We start from the raw sequence: 18,972 nt of genomic DNA, 5'->3' as shown, positions 1-18,972 counted from the left end.
TATCAGTCATTATCTGTTTACTGTAATTTCCGGATAAGTAGACTCAATCGTGTCATAGAACTCATTAATCGCATCCTCTTTTGACATCTGACCTGTCTTAACTGCAGAGATCGCATTGCCCCATGCATCACCGATTGCCTGATCATATCTTGTTACTTTGGAAGTATCAATGTTCTTTGCCTGATCTAACCAGAACTGATACAGTTTCTCACCGCCGTAAATCTGGTTCTCATCGTCTTTGTGTTTCTCTAATGCAGATTTTAAGGAAACTGTATCACCCTGTGAATAATCGATCCACCAGTCAGAGGTATCTTCGTTTAAGGTACAGAATTTTACAAATTCCCATGCAGTATCTTTTCTTTCCGACTGGGAAGAAATACCGATATATGTACCGCCGTCAAACCCTGCTGCAGGTCCTGCACATACGCCCCATAATCCGGATGTCTCACCTACGTTATCTCTCATGGTAAGAACACCCCAGGAAGGAAGACCATATGCAAATACTGTTGTTTTCTCCATGCCCTCGGTTGCTTCTGCAAACTCTGTAGCATCCCATACGTTAACGGAATCATCTGCGTAGTTCTGGATATCAGCACTTAAGATCGGAACCTCTCCTGACATAGCCTGATACCATGGAGTTGACCACTGGTTTGCGTATGCTGTTAAGTCGTTCTGATATAAGTCTGTACAAAGATCCATGTAATCAAGTCTTGCCTGATCTACATTTAACACACCATCTACAACCCATGCGGAGTCTCCGGAGAATACGTTCATCTCGGCATCTGAGGAGAAGATTCTGTATCCTGCATCTTTTAATTTCTCTGCTGTATCAAGAATGGTTGCATAATCCTTAAATAACTTGCCAACCTCGTCCGGATTATCTGTTCCGAATACTTCTTTTGCGATATCTCTTCTGTAATAGATACCTGCCGGTGTGATCTGATAGGAGATTGCTCTCTGGATGCCTTCAGAATCCTGTCCGACTTTCCATACATAATCAACGATCTGGTCTGCATAATCCTGTGCATTATATGGTGCCTGATTTAAATCTTCGAAGAAACCTGCATCATAGAAATCCTCTAACATCTTTGGCTCACCAACGATGATATCCGGCTCTGTCTCACCACCAAGTAATGCGGTCTGTACTTTTGTCGGGTAGTTTGCAGGTTCGATAACAACGGTATCAACTGCAACGCCTGTCTGCTCTTCAAATCTCTTGCCATAATCGATCAGGTCGTTTGAAAGTGTCCAGACAACTAATTTGTCATCACTGTTTGTGGAAGCAGCTCCACTCTCTGTAGAGGAAGCACTTTCATTGCTTCCGCTGTTTCCATTGGAAGAAGTATTTGCTGCACTGTTTCCGGAGTTACCACATGCCCCCATGGATAATGCCATTGCACTGACCAGCATTACGGATACTAACTTTTTCAGATTCATAAAAAATCCTCCCTTTTTCATCTTGATTATTGTTTTTTCCCTTTCAACATGTCTGTTCTCTGTTGATGATTGAATTATAACAGCCACCGTTTCTATAAAAAATGCACCTTATTTTAAAAAGGTATCATTTTTTTAGTAGCAGATCGTCTGGATGGAATGAGGTGCAAGTGTTCCCATGCAGCCCTCGCCATTTTCGCGCAGGCTGTATTCTGCAGGAGCATCCGTCTTATTCAAAAGTACGATCACACGCCCTCCATCCGGATTCAAAAATCCTGTTACTTCGATGCGGTCTGTGTAACGTGTCGTTCCAATACGGACTGCACCTTTTTTGATATAGCGGCTGAACTGCCCGATATAATAGTAAGTAAGCCGTTTCTCAAAGGTGTCATTTTTCAGTATCCGGTATTTTCTCTGCTTCCATATAAATCTCAACTACTTTACCGGATCTGATATCTTCTGCAATTTTTCCTGCCACATGATCTTTTTCCACATAAATATCGCTTCCATTTGCATAAGTAAACGTCATATTCTTAATCTGATAATTTTCCGGAATGAAATCAGCTTTCTCCGCAAAACAATATGTTACTTTTATATTTCCAAGCAGTGTGGCACTGACTTCCCCATTTTCCCTGATCAGGTAAGACGGCACTGCAGGGCATGGTGTAAATGCAAGTTCTTCATTTTCCACAGAAAACGGGTGTGAACCGAACATCATTAATTTCCACATGCTGATAAACTCGATCGTAGAACCGCTTAATCTTGCCACAAAACCTTTTCCATGGCAGGATTTGTTCGGATTTTTACTGCTTGCAATAAAGGAAGAATTTTCATAGGTACTTCTTCCATACACCTGTGGATCTAAAAACGGCACTGCCGCTTTGTGAAAATCTTCGAAAAATTCCTGATACAGCCCGCTTCTCAGCAGTTCTAACAGATATTTATATTCCATATGCAGCCAGATCGACTCATTCTCCAGCCATCCCGGTGTAAACGCACGTGCACGTCCGAGTTCAAAAGACGCCTCCTGCAAAGATGCGTTGACCTTGTACATGGATAACTTTCTGTCGTAAAGATCACTCTCTTTGATATTCTGATACAGCTTCCTTTTTTCTTCCCTGCTCTTTTGCAGTTTTAAATATCTCACCGGTCCTTCTAAGAAGTAAGGCACTGTATTTACCTGAAACGCCAGCGGGCGGATTCCGCCGTCTTTTAATTTCTCATATTCTGTCACCTCATAAGTGAAGTAGGTCGGACAGATTCCTCCGGAAAGCCTGCACGCTTTTTTGATGCCAAGGCAGATCGTTCCCCGGAATCCCTCTAACATCTCTGCCAGATTCTCTGTGCGGTACACGATCTTATTTCCTGAGATACCGGAATACGTTTTGTCACGGTAAATTTCTTTTGCATCATTGATCCGGTTCCAGAATGATAATACCTGACCGTCCCGGTACAGGCTGTCCTGCTCAATCCTGTTGATCAAATTGAGTTCTTCCATAAAACAAGCAAGTTCTTCGATCACTTCGACCTGTCCCGGATACCGTTTTAGGGCATCGGTGGTATAGGAAAGCATTCTTGCAAGCTCATAAGTTTCTGCCATTGATGATCCAAACATTCCAGGCATTCCGTTTAAGGCATCATACCAGCCGGGTTTTCCGCCCTCCATCTCGATTCCCATTCCATAGGCATCTAATGCTGCAAATTTTGTTACACATAAAAGCAGCAGCTTTTCCATCAGCGTCATTTTTAACACATCGCCATTGCCATACTTTGTGCGTACCAGTTTCTCTCCGGAATCTTTCCGTCTTGAAGATTCATCCAGGGCATGATACTGACGCAGTCCGTTTTTTGTTTCTTCGTAACGCTTAAACCGACGGTTGATATTGATCTGTGACAAAAAAGTCGTATACACATTTTCATAGAGCATTTCCTGTTCTTTCTCAGGAAATACCTCAAGATAATCAAATATCAGATCCAGATTGTAAGTCCAGTGGTCACACCAGTAACCTTCTCCAAAGTTTCCATTTACCATTCCCTCAGCAAAATCAATGATCTGGATAAACAGTGATTCATCCCAGTTATCTTTTAAAACCTCGTCTAATTTCCGGTAAAGTGCTCCCGGTGTAAATGGTTCTGTCACAAATCCGATCAGCATTTCCCCCTGTTCTTCCGGCAGACGTGAGAGAATTTTTTTCGCTTTTTCCAAAGGAACACGGTAGGTCAGTTTTTCAACATTTAATGGATTGTATCCATCTAACTGGATCAGACTGTAAAATTCATGAATATTTTCCCGTCCCACAAACGGAGCAAAAAAAGTATCACATCTGCGGTTCTGGTTTACATCACGGAAGTTTCCATTTCCCTGTGAGTAAAATTCAGGCAGCATGGAAAAATAATTATAATCACGCTCAAGATCCCCGTGCTTTCTGGAATACACATAAAAAATCTTATTGTTTCCAAGACGCATCGGATAACCTCCACGCAGAACATTATCCATATAGGTATACCGGCAGTACGCATCAAATGTTTTTGAAGCGGTCTTCGTATCAATTCCATTCGTCAGATTCTCTGCCAGTTCTTTTGCTTCTCTACGCTTTGCATAAAAATAGGAATCGTCTTTCTTATCTGCAAAGAAATCAGACAGGATATGCTTATTTTCCACCTGACCGATCACTTCATATAAAGTAAACTCCTCTCCCGGTACAAGGCATTTTACTGTTCCATAAAAACTGCACGGAAACTGATTCTGTGTCATCTGCTCCATCCCATAGAGTTCTTTTAAACTGTGTTCCCTGAATCCGACCGGATTCTGCAGGGAAGCATCATATGAAAAAATAACAGAAGTATCCACGATCGGTGCAAGCAATTCACCATCTTTTAAACATCCCGCAGAAAAATTACCACCTTCAATTTTCTGGACAGATGCCGTGTCTGCCATACTTGCACGCACCCTGAAATAAGGTATACACTCTGCGACATCCTCCACCTGCATCCATGCCTTGGCTGTCTGGCACATATTTTTTGTATTTTCCATGGACACACCATATGGTATCACCGCCGGCATTCCATCTAAAATTTCGATCTTTACAGGTTTCTCACTGATATTTTCCACGGTGACCATACGGATCAGCGCCCCAAGATTTTCCTCCGGCAGTGTATAATAATATACATTGGTTCTAAGACCGCTTTCCTGATTCTTCTCCTCAATTTCCAGACCGTTCATTGCGATCTGCATACTGTGTTCTACCGTCTCATCTGAAAAAGGCTCCCAGACAATCCCGTCTTTTTTGATGAAAGTACGGAATCCTGTTGTCTTTACATTCTGATATGCCTGATGTGCCGGATAAAATTCCATAATGGCATGATCTTTATTATCCACACCAAAACTTACCACGCACTGTCCGCGATTGACATAATAACACCAGATCGGAATACCGCGGATGCCGGCGATCCCAGGCAGAAAACTTGCAAAGGTCGACTTTTTTCCGTAGTTTTCAAGTATAAAATTCTCCTTCTGTCTCATCATAAACAAATCTCCTCTATTTCAGTACAACATACACCTCATGTAACATTTTTCCTGCTTCTTCTAACTTCGTTCTTGGAATGATCGCAGATTTTTCTGCTTCATCTGCTTTCCATTCCTCCTGCTCTAATTTTCTGCCGTCAAACCGTACTTCTTCGATCTGATATATATCGAATGCTTTTTTTTCTTTATTTTCATAAATAACCTGACAATTTACGCCCGCAAAGAAAAGTGACAGTTTTGCCAGACCATTCTTATCAAACTGCTCCGGCATCAGCTTTGGCATCAGTAAAAGATCACCGCATTTTCCTTTGACCCCGAACATTTCTGTGATCACTGTCAGCATATACCAGCTTGCAGCACCGGTCAGATAATGGTACATGCCTCTTCCGCGCCCGTTAAAATATTCCGGGATTCCAGGATAGATCCTGCTGACCGGGAAATTGACCGACTGACGGTAAAGGGCGGATAGTGCCTTATATCCTTCCGCCGCAAATCCTCTCCGGTACAGTGCATTTGCATACATCACCGCCATGTGGGAAAATACAGCTCCGTTTTCCTTCTCGCCATATGCAAAGCCAAACATCCTGCCAAGATCCATCTTTACCTCATCAAAATCCGTATTCAGGCGGTAACCGCCGACCTCTTCCTTATACAGATAGCGGTCTGCACTCTTTATGATCTCTTTTACCTGTTCTTCTTTTGCAGTTCCTGCCATCACAGCGAACACCTGACTGGTAAGCATCATACGGATGCCCTGTTCAAATTCACCCTCCACACGCCTGCCGTGATTATCGTAATAGCCGTTAAACCAGCCATTTCCCTCTGAATCTGTCACCCATTCGGTGCTGCGGATATGATCCATCATCCATTCTGCTTTGTCCGACAGGCTTTCGATCAATTCTTTTACCGGTACTTCTGTTTTTTCTCCGCTGACGTTATGTACACAGCTCTCTGCATAAGATAAAAGCAGCTCTTTCTTCTTTTCGACGGAGTCATATAATTTCCCGTCTCCGCCTAACAGCACGCTGATCTCTTTTGCAAGGAAAACGGTACTTTTTCCTGTTTTTTCCTGATATGTCTTTAAAAGTTCCGCAATATCCTTTAAATTTCCGGCATAGGCATTCGTAAATGCAACGCTCTCCCCGCGTTCCGGTGCCATATCCAGTGCATCATTCCAGTCTGCCCCGCGAAGTAAGATATGTCCATGTTCCCCAACCTCATAAAAAGCGGTCAGATTCTGCAGCAGAAGATGTTCTAATACACTTCCTTTATAGATTTCCTGTGTCTCTGTTTTCTGCCAGCAGCCATATGCTTCGTCCCACGCATCATCCTTTTTGGTTCCTCTTACAACCTGTCTGTCCTTAAAATAGGCAGCCTGCTCATCTAAGATCTCTATGTCCCCGGTCTCATCGATATAAAGTTTTGTCGTAAAAAACGGCCACACACCATGATCCATCCATACGCGTGTAATGTTATTGCGGTCTGCGATAAATTCGCCCTGTCTTTCTCCGATAATTGTTGCATTCGTTCCATCCATACGCACACCGGCAAAATTTGACAAAAGCATTTCCCGGACACCATCAGGATTCATGATCAGAAGTGCCAGACAATCCTGCCAGAGATCTCTCCAGCCCCTTCCGCCTTTTCCGTAATCATGGTGTGGCAGGAAAGAACAGCCGTAGATCCGTCGTAAGATCGGCTGAAAACTTACCCAGTGCATGTATTTGTCAAACACCAGATCTCCTGTATGATAAGAAACATTTACTTTTTCTTCCCAATAGGCTTTCACACGGGCAAATTCGTTTTTTACTTTGTCCGCTGTTTTATATTTTGCGGTAAGTTCTGCGATACCATGTTCTACGTCAGCATTTTTCCAATCTGTCACTGTATCACTGCCTGTATTCTTATAATCTGTCTTTTCTTCTGCAGCTTCCTGCTGCTTTAACGCTCCGATCAGGACTGTGTAGGACACAGTTTCACCTGCCTCTAACACCACCTCTTTAAAATGGAGTCCTCCGACCGCCTCGCATCCTGCAAAGCTGCATCCTGCCTTCACACCTTCAAGATTTTTTACAACTGCCTCCGGTCTCTCGAAATTGCCGCCTTCTCCAATATAATCTTCCACGACCGGATAAAAATCTTTTGGTGGCTCGCCGTTTCCATCAAAACCACAGACAAAGTAGGTCACATCATTTTTACGGTGCCCACGCTCGTCAAATGAAAGTGTCGGTGTCACAAGCACACCGTTTTCCACCGTTTTGATCCGGTGCAGTAAAGATGTCACATGTCGGTGATCCCTGATATTATCTGCACTTCTTCCATATAAAGGGATTGCCGCTGTTGGTGTGAACCGCACCTGCATCTTCCCGATATTTGTGATCTCCACATACATGATCTCTGCGTTCTCATCCACCGGAACGAACGATGTGATTTCTGCAGATAACTGATATTTATCTGAAGTTCTCGTCACGGTATGCCACATCAGTCCTGCTGTCACTTCATTTTTATCTGACAATCCGGTAAACTTCTTCGACTCTTCTTCCGCAGAAATGCCTGTTGCCGACCAGTTACCAGCATTTGCGACATGGCACCAGAAGTTCCTGCTGCTGCGGTTTTCATGCAGATTTTCTGCACTGACCGGCTCAAGTAAAAAAGTATTCTGATCTATCTTACAGTCACCTGAAAGATTCGGTGTCACTGCACTTTTGATTCCTGCTTCTCCTGCCACAGGGAAATACAGATAACTGTAATTTTCCGCATTTTTTAAGTTAAATGTGGCATCCTCTCCGATAAACTGATATGTATCCTGCATACTGACTACTCCTTTTTCCTTTTCATGTTCTGACATCATTGTAAAGAAAAAAAAGGGCACAAAAAAAGATACCTTTTTTCTGTAAGGTATCTTTTTTTTAGGCTGACAGATATCTGTCACTTATTTTGTTTCTTTCTTATATTTTGCAAAAGACAGGATATTACTGCAGATCACAACGATTTCAAGCAGCCCTGCCCAGTTTTTTATACTGATCTGATAAAACAGGGACGTAATACTTGTTGCCATTCCAGCAATCCGCATCTTCTGTGGTTTTAACCACCAGATCGAAAGTAGTGAGATCGATGATGTCAGAAATACCAGTATGGAAGATATCCCGGCAAATTTCCAGATCATGATAACGATTAAAAGCACCTGAAAGAAAACATATACCGGCGTCCATGCCCTTTCCTTCCGTTCCTTGATATTTGCGGCGATCAGGATTGTAAATGAAACAAGCATGCTGTACGCACCGCCCCTCCATTTAACATATCCATTTCTTTTGTTTTCTCATTTGCCGTTTTCATCCGGATATGTACTTCCTCTTTCCAATGATTCTATCTTTCGCCGGTGTACTGCATCACTAATATTGTTTTATTTTGCACAATCCAGTATAATCTGTCTGCATCTGTCATATCCAAGTTGTGAACTATTTAACGCTAACGTATAATTCGCTGCCAGCCCCCACTTCTGTTCCGTATAGAAATTATAGTTTGTGCTGCGACGTTTGTCTATATCCATTATCATTTTCTTTGCATCAGCTTCCGTCACATGATATAACCTGCAGATACGCTCCACTTTTTGTGGCATATCCCCATGTATAAAAACATTCAGCACATCATCCCTGTCCTTTAAAATAAAATCGGCGTTCCTTCCAATGATCACACAGTCCTCTTTCTGTGCTATTTCCATGATCACTTTGCTCTGCGTTTCATATACGATATCTTCCACGGATTTTCCCGTGATATCCCTTCCTGTAAATGCATACGCAAACAACCCTTTTTTTGTGGATAATTCTGCTTTTTCCCTGATATATTCCGGTGAAAGTCCTGACTTCTCTGCGATCTGGCTGATAATATCTTTGTCATAATATGCAATTCCAAGCTCTTTTGCCACTTTTTCGCCGATAAAACGTCCTCCGCTTCCAAATTCCCTGCTGATCGTGATAATTCTTTTTGCCATAGTTCATCCCTCCCTAATCTAAACTGTCAACTTTTGTTTTTCTGATTTTCTTTAAAAATACATATCCTACCAGACATGCTATAAACTCTGTGACCGGAAATGCCCACCAAATCAGTGAAACCCCTGCCTGACCATTTCTTACAAACACAGAAAATATTCCTGCTAACGGCAATATGATCACAAGCTGTCTTAAAAGTGAGATCACAAGTGATTCGATTCCACCATCTAGTGCCTGATAAATTCCCTGATATGCCACATTGATCCCTGCAAAAAGAAAGCTGATGGAAATGATCCGCATTGCACCGATAAAATATTCTCTCGACTGTCCGGCATTAAACAAAGTTGCAAATGCTCCAGGGAAAATTTCTGTAATGATAATGCCAAAGATCATCAGTGCAACGGTATATAAAAGGCCATATCTGATTCCATCCTGGATTCTCTTTTTACTGCGCATGCCATATGCAAAAGCTATGATCGGGGTGATCGCATCCCTCAGTCCAAAAGCAAGAAACAATACAAACTGCTGCACTTTGTAAAACAGCCCATATGCAGTCTGCGCTGCCGGAGCAAATTTTAAGATAAGGTTCATTACGTATACCATAACAGACATTAATGCCTGTGCAATGATCGCCGGAAGTCCGATCGCATATATTTCCTTTATAATGCCTGTATCCGGTTTCATATACTTTATTCCGTGGTCAAATTCTTTATTTAATCTGATATGAAAAACAAATAACAGTAACGCCGATGCCACCTGTCCGATCACCGTTGCATAGGCAGCACCCTTTACCCCCATTTCCGGGACCGGTCCGATACCATAGATCATGATTGGATCAAGAATGATATTGATCACTGCTCCTGTAACCTGACCGATCGTAGAATAAAGTGAACGTCCTGTTGCCTGTAATAATTTTTCAAACAGTGAAAAGAAAATGATTCCAAAAGAAATCACACAGCAGATTCTCAAATAATCCGTTCCCATGGAAAGAACTTCTGCATCCACTGTCTGCGAAGAAATATATGCTTTTACCCCGAAAATTCCAAATAACAGACATACTGCATAAATGATCACACCTAAAAACAGGCTGTTTCCTGCAACTTTCGCCGCCTTTTTGCTGTTTCCCTGCCCGAGCGTCCTTGCAAGCAGCGCATTCGTTCCTACTCCTGTTCCGATCCCGACTGCGACCATAAGCATCTGCACGGGGAATACCAGCGTAAGTGCATTTAATGCCGCCTCGCTTTCCACCTTCATGTTTCCGACAAAGGCACTGTCCACGATATTATAGACCGCCTGTAATGCCATCGATAAGATCATCGGTATCCCCATCTGAACCATGAGCTTACCTACCGGCATCTCCTTCATTTTGTTACTCTCTGCCATTTTAAATCCTCCTTGTTTTGCATCTTGTTTTCTGCACAAAAAAAGTGTGCACCTATCATATAAGCTGGACTTACGCTGATAAGCTACACACTTTTTTATGGCAATCATTCATAAGATGTAATTTTTTATGAAAAAACGAGCAGCAAAAACTGGATTTACGCAGATTTGCTACTCGTTCTTTTTTGAATTATAATTATTTTATTTTTAAAAGTCAAACGGAAATTTTTGCAGATCAGATATTCTGCTTTACCCATGCTTCAAGTTCTGTCTTTGAACTCTTTGCCTGACCGCCCATAATGGATTTACCTTTTCTGACATCCGCATCCGGGCACAGTGCTTTTATCGTTTCCTCACTTTTGCCCATACCGCTTCCCTCATTCGTGCAAAACGGAAGGATTTTCTTTCCGGAAGTATCAAAGAATTCCAAAAACGTTGCTACTGCCATCGGTATCGTCCCGCAATAATTCGGATATCCGAGAATAATGGTGTCATAATCTCCCATATTTTCCGGATAATTTATGAGTTCCGGTCTGTTATTTTCCGCAAAATCGACTTTTGCCTGTTCAACACACTCCCGGTACTGATCCGAATACGGCTGTTTCATCTCAATTTTAAAAAGATCTGCGTCTAAAAATTCTTTTATGAGTCCGGCACAGATCTCTGTGTTTCCAACCGTTATATTTTTTATGGAACCGCCAAAATAATTTTCTCCCGCTCTTGAAAAATAAGCAATCAATGTACGCATTTTCAGCTTCCTCCTTTACTCAAGAACCATAATACTAAAGTCTGTCATAATGTCAAGGTTATCAGCGAAACATTTCCTTTAATCTTAAAATATTCTTTTCAATCTCTGCTATCACTTCCATAAATACCTTATCATCACATCCTGTCGGATCAGGCAATCCCCAGTTATCATCAAACTCCCTGCCGATATACGGACATCCGACATCACATCCCATGGAAATAGCGATAATGTACACATATAAATGCTACCTTTTTCTTACGCATGAAAACCTCCTTTCAGATGATCCGCAGTCTCTTAGGATCAGACAACGCTTTGAGGATTTTGGCTGTCTCTGTATAGATTTTTTCCAAATCAATCACCTCACATAGAAATATCTCTATGTGTTAGGATAATATACAAATAGAAAAAAGTTAATATGACTATTCATTCACTTTGTCTACAAAACGCATGAAAGCACTTCTTCCTTCTTCCGTGCATTTGTAAACACCGGCATCTTTTAATACTTCCATAAATACCAGACCAATCTCTGTCTGCACGATCTCATGCAGTCTTTCCGGAGTAACTTCGCCCTCTAAACCGGTACCGAATGTAAATCCGTATTTCGGAAGGAACTCTTCTACCCAGTCTGCATGTTTTTCAAGGACTTCATCCTCACGGATAGATGTTCCATCAAGCAATGCCTGCTCTAAATCTGCCATCTCTTTTTTCAGACGTGCCGGAAGCACTGCAAGTCCCATAACCTCAATCAGACCGATATTCTCTTTCTTGATATGGTGCAGTTTTGCATGCGGATGGTAAACACCAAGCGGATGTTCTTCTGTTGTGATATTATTACGCAATACCAGATCCAGTTCGTATAAATCGCCGCGTCTTCTTGCGATCGGAGTGATCGTGTTATGTGGCTCTCCGTCTGTCTCGGCAAAAACAAATGCAGCCTCGTCTGTGTAACCTCTCCATGCCAGTAAAATCTTATCTGCCAGCTCGATCAGGCGGTCTTTTTTCTCTGCGCTGATACGGATAACGGACATCGGCCATTTTACGATACCTGCTTTGACATCCTCAAATCCCTTGAATGATATCTCTTTTTCCACCGGAGCTTTTGCCATGGCAAATTCATAATGACCGCCCTGGAAATGATCATGGCTCAAAATAGAGCCGCCAACGATCGGAAGATCTGCATTTGAACCAACAAAATAATGCGGGAACTGCTCTACGAAATCAAGCAGTTTACCAAAAGTAGCACGCTCGATCTTCATCGGTGTATGCTGTCCGTTAAAGATGATACAGTGCTCATTATAATAAACATAAGGAGAATACTGGAAAAACCAGTCACTGCCATTGATCGTTACCGGAATGATCCTGTGGTTCTGTCTTGCCGGATGGTTCACACGGCCTGCATATCCCTCATTTTCCTTGCAGAGTAAACATTTCGGATAACCGCTCTGTTTTGCAAGTTTCGCTGCTGCGATCGCTTTTGGATCTTTTTCCGGTTTGGATAAATTGATCGTGATATCTAATGTACCAAACTCAGTATCTGCAGTCCATTTCAAATCTTTCTTGATACGGTATCTGCGGATATAGTTTGAATCACAGCTTAATTTATAAAAATAATCGGTTGCTGCCTGGGCAGACTGATGATTATAAAGTCCACGGAATTTTGTAATGACTTCGCTTGGTCTTGGCATAAGCATGCTCATGATCTTTGTATCAAACAGATCGCGGTAGGTGATCGTATCTTCCGGCATCAGTCCCTGCTCTGCTGCATAGTCAAGCATCTCTGTAAGAATACCCTCTAATGCTTTCTCTGCAGATTTCTGTGTCATTGGCTCTCTTTTTTCATAAGCTGTAACAATGTTCTCTTCTAACTCATCTAATTTAAAAAGCTCTAACAGACGATTGATGGTAAATCTCTTATCTTCCGGTGCAACCAGTCCTGTTACCAGACCATATTCTGTTAACTCTAAAATCTTTTCCTGTATCATTTTCTTCTTCACCTCTATGCTATTCTACGTATCCGGACTATATTCTGTCGCGCATACACAATTATGCTGTCTATGTCATTTCTGACAATGAAACACTTCTCTTTTTATGCTAATTTCACCGGGCCGTCACCGATCTCAACAACATAGAAATCTGCTGCGTATCCGATCTTCTTCTCATAAGCGGCTCCAACTTCTTTGATAAAAGTTTCCACAGCTTCATCTTTTACGATACTGACCGTACATCCGCCAAAACCTGCACCAGTCATTCTTGATCCGATCACACCATCGATCTTCCATGCTTCTTCGACCAAAGTATCAAGCTCGATACCGGTTACCTCATAATCATCACGGAGAGAAACATGTGATTCATTCATCAGTTTTCCAAATAAAGCAACATCATTATTTTTCAGCGCCTCTACTGCTTTGATCGTTCTCTGATTCTCATAGACTGCATGTTTTGCACGTCTTACACACACTTCCTCTTTAATGGCATCTTTGTGTTCCTCAAACTGTGCCTCTGTCAGATCTCCGAGTGCTTCAATGGAAACAACTTTCTGTAACTCTGCTAATGCCTTCTCACATTCACTGCGGCGCTCATTGTATTTGGAATCGCCAAGTCCACGTTTTTTATTGCTGCAGGAAATCACGATCTTTGCATTTTCCAGTTTGATCGGTGCATACTCATATTTTAAAGTTGCCGTGTCAAGGAAGATTGCGTGTCCTGCTTTGCCCATTGCGATAGCAAACTGATCCATGATACCACAATTTACACCGTTAAATTTATTCTCAGAATACTGTCCGATCAGTGCAAGATCCTGATTTGTCACGTCAAATCCGAACATATCGCGTAAGATAAATCCTGTTAAAACCTCTACAGATGCAGAAGAAGAAAGTCCGGAACCATTCGGGATATTTCCGAATAATACAAGATCCATACCCTGCTCTACTTTCATGCCTTTTTCTCCGAATGCCCACATTACACCCTTCGGGTAATTTGTCCAGTCAGCTTCTTTCTCCGGTTTTAAATTCTCTACCGATGACTCTAACACGCCAAGCTGCTCAAAGTTCATGGAATAAAAACGCAGCTTCTTATCATTTCTTTTTCTTGCCACACCATAAGTACCGATCGTCAGTGCACAAGGAAATACATGACCGCCATTGTAATCGGTATGCTCTCCGATCATGTTCACACGTCCCGGTGCAAAATAAACACCAATCTCACCTTCATCTCCAAATAACTCTTTAAACTTTGCCAGTACGTTCTCCCAAACCATCTTGAATCCTCCTTTAATTTCTTCTAATACATCATTTGTTCTTATTTTGCCACACATCATCCTGTTCGTTTTTTTATCCTTGGAAAACAGGATACATTTGTTTTGTTTTCTTTGATAATCCTATTATACTGCATCCAACTCCCTTTGCAATGGCTGAAATGCAAACTGCAACAAAGTGCAGAAAATCCTGCAACATTTTTACATAAATGTTGCAGGATTTTAAAACCTTTTTTTATCATCAATTATTTTATGCTTCAAAATCGCGGATCAGTTTCAATGTTGGCAGCGTATTTCCCTTATAATCAAACAATGCCTGATTTGCCCACTCGTTGCCACATGGTCCCGGATCCTGAATATATTTTAAAGATGCAGGTGTTGCCCAGCCGGAACCCGGAACCGGGATCCATGCCGGCTCCCAGTAGAAAAAGCCCTTGCCTTTTCCACCATCGATATGGCTGATTCTGTTTAAGAAATCTTCCATAAAATCATACTGTCCCTGTACTGTCATCGGATATTCGATCTTCTCAACCAGCGCCGGTTTTGTTGCATAGCCTTTGCGATCTTCATCAGAGAGTTTCTCGTAGTCTTTGTAATCTTCCATCGTATATCCCATGGAAACCTCTGCCACGATCAGATCTTTGCCATAACGCTTAGCAATATCATTCATGTTGTCATTTAACATCTGAAGAGATCCATGCCAGAATGGATAATAGGACAATCCGATCAGTTCAAAATCCTCACCGCGTTTTGTAAAATTATCAAACCATTCACGGTAAAGTGCATTGTTGCCGCCATTGTCAAGATGGATCATAACCGGAATCTTTGACAGTTCCTTCATCTGCGGGCATACACCTTTGATAGAGCCTGCGAGACGCTCTTCATCTGCTTTGCGGACAGCACGGATACCGGCATTGACAAATGTTGCGATGTTATCATAGTTCGGCACCTTGCCTTCCGGCCAGAGCAGACCATTTGAAAGTTCATTTCCGACCTGTACCATCGTGATATTGACACCGTTTTCCAAATAAAGATGCATCATCTCTAACGTGAAATCATAAACTGCCTGCTCTAACTCTTTGACACCATAATTTTCCCATGCCTTCGGTTTAAACTGTTTTCCCGGATCTGCCCAGAAATCACTGTAATGCAGATTTAAAAGTACACCAAAACCTGCTTTTGTCACCTTTTTGGCGATCTCAAGAGATGTCTTTGGATCATTTTCTCCTGCACCGTAAGATTCTCCTGTTTCTGACCACGGATCATTCCAGACACGGATACGGATCGTATCCACATCATAAGATTTCATGATCTCCAAAATATCCTTTTCTTCTCCGTTGTCATAATATTTTGCACCACACTTCTTCAACTCTACAAGTGTAGATAAATCCATTCCTTTTACAAAATTCATAGTCATTCCCTTCCTTTTCATAAGCTGTAATATTTGTGCCAAAACATAAATAAATCAGGCAGCCGGGCTTATTTCTTATACTTTATTACTTATACTATATTCCTTTAAAGCGGAACGTAAATTCCAGCGGTTTTGTCACATCAATATGATATTCCGGATGCACCCATGAGCCCCAGCTATCATCGCCGCCGACTCCCATCTGTGCGAATGCCACACGGACGATCGTGTGATGTACCTGCGGTAATTCATAAGCATGGGCTGCATTTTCCAGTTCATGCGGTGTATACGGAAGTGCTGAAAAACTTAATTCATCTCCCTCAAACAGAATCCCTCTGCCTTTTGCATCTACAAGACGTGCATACCGCACACCAACTTTATTACCACATTCCTGTGGGACTAAGTATTTTGCCATATTATCCGCCACTTTATTGCTGTAGATTCCAAGCTTTGCTCCATGTCTCCGGTCTGCATAGGTCTCATCCGGTCCCATGCCATACCAGGTAAGATTGTCATAATCTGCATTAAACCAGAACATCATGCCAAACTCCGGCATATCCGGAAGTCCCTCGACCGGATCATACATCAATTTCGTCTCGATTGTTCCATCACCGAAAACCGTGTAGGCAACCTGACATTTACTTGCCGGTGTTGTCGGCATAAAATAAGTATAGGTGATCTTTACGGTATTATCTTTTTCTTCCACTTTCGTTGGAACATTGTCAAACATTCCTCCATTTCTGTGGCTGATATACATGCTGGCGATCTTCCACTGCGCATAGCGCGCCGGTGCCATACTTCCGTTATCATTGTCAACCGGTGCCCTCCAGAAATTCGGCATCGGGATCTTTTCGATCATCTCTTTTCCCGCATAACGGTAAGAAACAAGTCCACCATTCAACATGGAGAACAGACAGTCAAAATCTTCACCCTTCACACCGATATTTACCTTTCCGTGAACCACACGGATTGGTTTTTGGGATGCATGGAAAACGGTACTCTTTTTATAAATCTTCTGTCCAAATGCAACTTCATGACCTGCATCTGCCCAGCTTCTGTCCTCTTTTAAAAGGAATGAAACCGTAAGTGCATATTCTACGTCCGGTTCTTCTTTTTTCTGATCCTGACCATCTGCCCGCAAAACTGCAAATGGTATCTCATAATCGGAAGAACTAAGCGGTGGTACTGCTGTTTTGATCTCCTGTTTTTTTATCACAACTCCATTTTTCTGTAAAACTGCCACACAGCGGAACTGGTCTGTACCCGCAAACAGATTCTTATTCACTACCGTGAATTTTCCATCCTTTTCAAACAGGACACTGATATTCTGATAATTGAATTTTACTTCCTGCATTTTCGGGGATGGATCTCTGTCACCGCCATAACAGATTCCATTTCCACTGAAATTATAATCCGTCGGCCGCTCTAAGAAATCACCACCATATGCCTGACACTCTTTTCCATAGCGGTCTTTTTTCAAAATGGACTGGTCAATGTAATCCCAGATAAAACCGCCCTGATATCTCGGCTCTGTATCTGACAGATCGGTGTACTTATGCATGGCACCGCAGGAATTTCCCATCGCATGTGTATATTCGCACATGATAAACGGCTTTTCCTTATGCTCGGCAAGGAATTTTTTCACATTTTCCACACTCGTATACATCTGGCTTTCCATGTCACTGGTTGCCTCATATCTGCGGTCATGAAAAATTCCCTCATAATGAACCAGACGGTATGGATCTAAGGCACGGAATTTTTCGGACATGTCAAAAATTACTTTTCCGCCGTAAGATTCATTTCCGACTGACCAGATTAAAACAGCCGGATGGTTTTTATCTCTCTGATAACAGGAATTGACACGGTCAAGCATCATAGGTTCCCAGTCCATGTTGTCCCCCGGAACGATCGTGTCTTTCGGCACAGATCCATGCATCGCAGCATCCCACGAACCGTGTGATTCGAGATTGTTTTCTGCGATCATATAGAGTCCGTATTCATCACAGAGATCATATATAATGGATGCATCCGGATAATGGCAGGTACGGATCGCATTGATATTGTTCTGTTTCATTGTTACAATATCCTTTAAAACTTCCTCTTTTGTGATCGCACGTCCTGATATGGAACTGAATTCGTGACGGTTGACACCCTTAAATACGATACGTTTTCCATTTAATGTCATAATACTGTCTTTCATTTCAAAACGGCGGAATCCGATTTTCTGGCAGATAACTTCACTTCTTTCTCCATCTGTATCAAAACATTCTATCGTAAGCGTATATAAATTGGGGATCTCTGCACTCCACAGCTCCGGTTTATTCACCTGTTTTTCAAAATGAACTTCTCCCTCAGAAACCGGTAACTCCTCAAAGAAAATAAGCTGCTGCTCTTTTTCTTCCAAAACAGAATAATCTTTACTTCCTGTCAATGTAAATCTTGCCCTTCCAATGCCGCGCATCTGCATTGTAACAAGAAGATCTGCATTTATAAGTGTCTCGTCTAAAACCGGCTGCACTTTCAGATCATATACATGCACCTTTGGCATTGTATACAGATAAACCGAGCGGAAAATACCGGAAAACCGGTAAAAATCCTGATCCTCACACCAGCTTGATGATGTCCACTTAAACACCTGTACTGCCAGCTTGTTTTCACCTTCTTTTACATACGGAGTCAGGTCAAATTCGGACGGTGTAAAACTGTCTTCGCTGTAACCGACATACTGACCGTTTAACCACAGTGCAAAACCACTCTCAACGCCCTGAAAGGAAATATAAAGACCATTTTTCATAAACCCTTCCGGCAGTGTAAAATATTTTACATAACTTGCTACCGGGTTAAATTCACTCGGCACCGTATCGCGCCATACATCTTCCCTGCCGTCCCACGGGTACTGGATGTTCACATACTGTGGAATATCATAACCTTCCATCTGGATATGCGCCGGCACACGGATATCATCCCAGCATTTGCAGTCAAAATCCTCTGCCTCAAATCCGGTAACAGCCTGTGCATAATTTTTTGCATAATGAAATTTCCAGATTCCATCTAACGGTAACCGGAAGCTGCTTTTTTTCTCCTCTGCCTCTTTCTCATCTGCATATGAAATATGATCAGAGTGCGCTGACATACAGTTTTCCTTAAAAAACTTCAGATCATGGATCTTTTTTATTTCGAATGACATGTAATGTTCTCCTTTTATCTTTTTCTTATCTCCATTTTAACGAAAAA

12 protein-coding genes and 1 pseudogene are annotated in these 18,972 nt (G+C 42.1%); all 13 read right to left on the bottom strand.

Annotation, left to right across the window (positions count from 1 at the left end; translation table 11 throughout):
• Window positions 1–9 precede the first annotated feature (9 nt).
• The 13 genes and pseudogenes from DW650_RS14335 to DW650_RS14275 all read right to left on the bottom strand — a co-directional run bounded on the left by DW650_RS14335 (window position 10) and on the right by DW650_RS14275 (window position 18,925).
• Complete coding sequence (locus DW650_RS14335) at window positions 10–1,437, bottom strand: ABC transporter substrate-binding protein (protein WP_118210303.1); 1,428 nt, start codon at window positions 1,435–1,437, stop codon at window positions 10–12.
• A 132-nt stretch (window positions 1,438–1,569) separates the two neighbouring features.
• Window positions 1,570–1,869 (bottom strand): glycoside hydrolase family 30 beta sandwich domain-containing protein, encoded by a 300-nt coding sequence (locus tag DW650_RS14330; RefSeq protein WP_118210302.1) that lies wholly within the window; start codon window positions 1,867–1,869, stop codon window positions 1,570–1,572.
• Window positions 1,823–4,960: a hypothetical protein gene (locus DW650_RS14325; RefSeq protein WP_118210301.1), complete on the bottom strand. Its 3,138-nt coding sequence runs from the start codon at window positions 4,958–4,960 to the stop codon at window positions 1,823–1,825. The genes DW650_RS14330 and DW650_RS14325 overlap by 47 nt, the downstream gene beginning before the upstream one ends.
• 13 nt (window positions 4,961–4,973) lie before the next feature.
• Window positions 4,974–7,772 (bottom strand): GH36-type glycosyl hydrolase domain-containing protein, encoded by a 2,799-nt coding sequence (locus tag DW650_RS14320; protein WP_118210327.1) that lies wholly within the window; start codon window positions 7,770–7,772, stop codon window positions 4,974–4,976.
• Window positions 7,773–7,892: 120 nt separating this feature from the next.
• Window positions 7,893–8,231 (bottom strand): YgjV family protein, encoded by a 339-nt coding sequence (locus DW650_RS14315; RefSeq protein WP_118210300.1) that lies wholly within the window; start codon window positions 8,229–8,231, stop codon window positions 7,893–7,895.
• Window positions 8,232–8,363: 132 nt separating this feature from the next.
• Window positions 8,364–8,951 (bottom strand): cytidylate kinase-like family protein, encoded by a 588-nt coding sequence (locus tag DW650_RS14310; protein WP_117921255.1) that lies wholly within the window; start codon window positions 8,949–8,951, stop codon window positions 8,364–8,366.
• A 13-nt stretch (window positions 8,952–8,964) separates the two neighbouring features.
• Window positions 8,965–10,332 carry an MATE family efflux transporter gene (locus tag DW650_RS14305; RefSeq protein ID WP_118210299.1) on the bottom strand — a complete coding sequence of 456 codons (1,368 nt, stop codon included), beginning with the start codon at window positions 10,330–10,332 and terminating at the stop codon, window positions 8,965–8,967.
• Window positions 10,333–10,564: 232 nt separating this feature from the next.
• Complete coding sequence (locus DW650_RS14300; RefSeq protein WP_118210298.1) at window positions 10,565–11,077, bottom strand: flavodoxin; 513 nt, start codon at window positions 11,075–11,077, stop codon at window positions 10,565–10,567.
• 61 nt (window positions 11,078–11,138) lie between these two features.
• Window positions 11,139–11,303, bottom strand: a pseudogene (locus DW650_RS14295) (arsenate reductase ArsC); the annotation flags it as partial.
• A 193-nt stretch (window positions 11,304–11,496) separates the two neighbouring features.
• The gene (gene galT / locus DW650_RS14290) at window positions 11,497–13,059 is read right to left on the bottom strand and encodes a UDP-glucose--hexose-1-phosphate uridylyltransferase (RefSeq protein WP_118210297.1); all 1,563 of its coding nucleotides are present in this window, start codon (window positions 13,057–13,059) and stop codon (window positions 11,497–11,499) included.
• A gap of 104 nt (window positions 13,060–13,163) precedes the next feature.
• Window positions 13,164–14,333, bottom strand: a complete 1,170-nt coding sequence (locus tag DW650_RS14285) for a galactokinase (RefSeq protein ID WP_118210296.1) — start codon at window positions 14,331–14,333, stop codon at window positions 13,164–13,166.
• Window positions 14,334–14,580: 247 nt separating this feature from the next.
• Complete coding sequence (locus DW650_RS14280) at window positions 14,581–15,741, bottom strand: glycoside hydrolase family 53 protein (RefSeq protein ID WP_118210295.1); 1,161 nt, start codon at window positions 15,739–15,741, stop codon at window positions 14,581–14,583.
• 94 nt (window positions 15,742–15,835) lie between these two features.
• Window positions 15,836–18,925: a glycoside hydrolase family 2 TIM barrel-domain containing protein gene (locus tag DW650_RS14275; protein ID WP_118210294.1), complete on the bottom strand. Its 3,090-nt coding sequence runs from the start codon at window positions 18,923–18,925 to the stop codon at window positions 15,836–15,838.
• Window positions 18,926–18,972 lie beyond the last annotated feature (47 nt).

Origin of the sequence: Roseburia sp. AM23-20 (assembly GCF_003470905.1) — a bacterium.
Lineage (GTDB): Bacteria > Bacillota > Clostridia > Lachnospirales > Lachnospiraceae > Roseburia > Roseburia rectibacter.
Note: the sequence above shows the minus strand (reverse complement) of the source record. Positions and strands in the feature narration are given on the sequence as shown.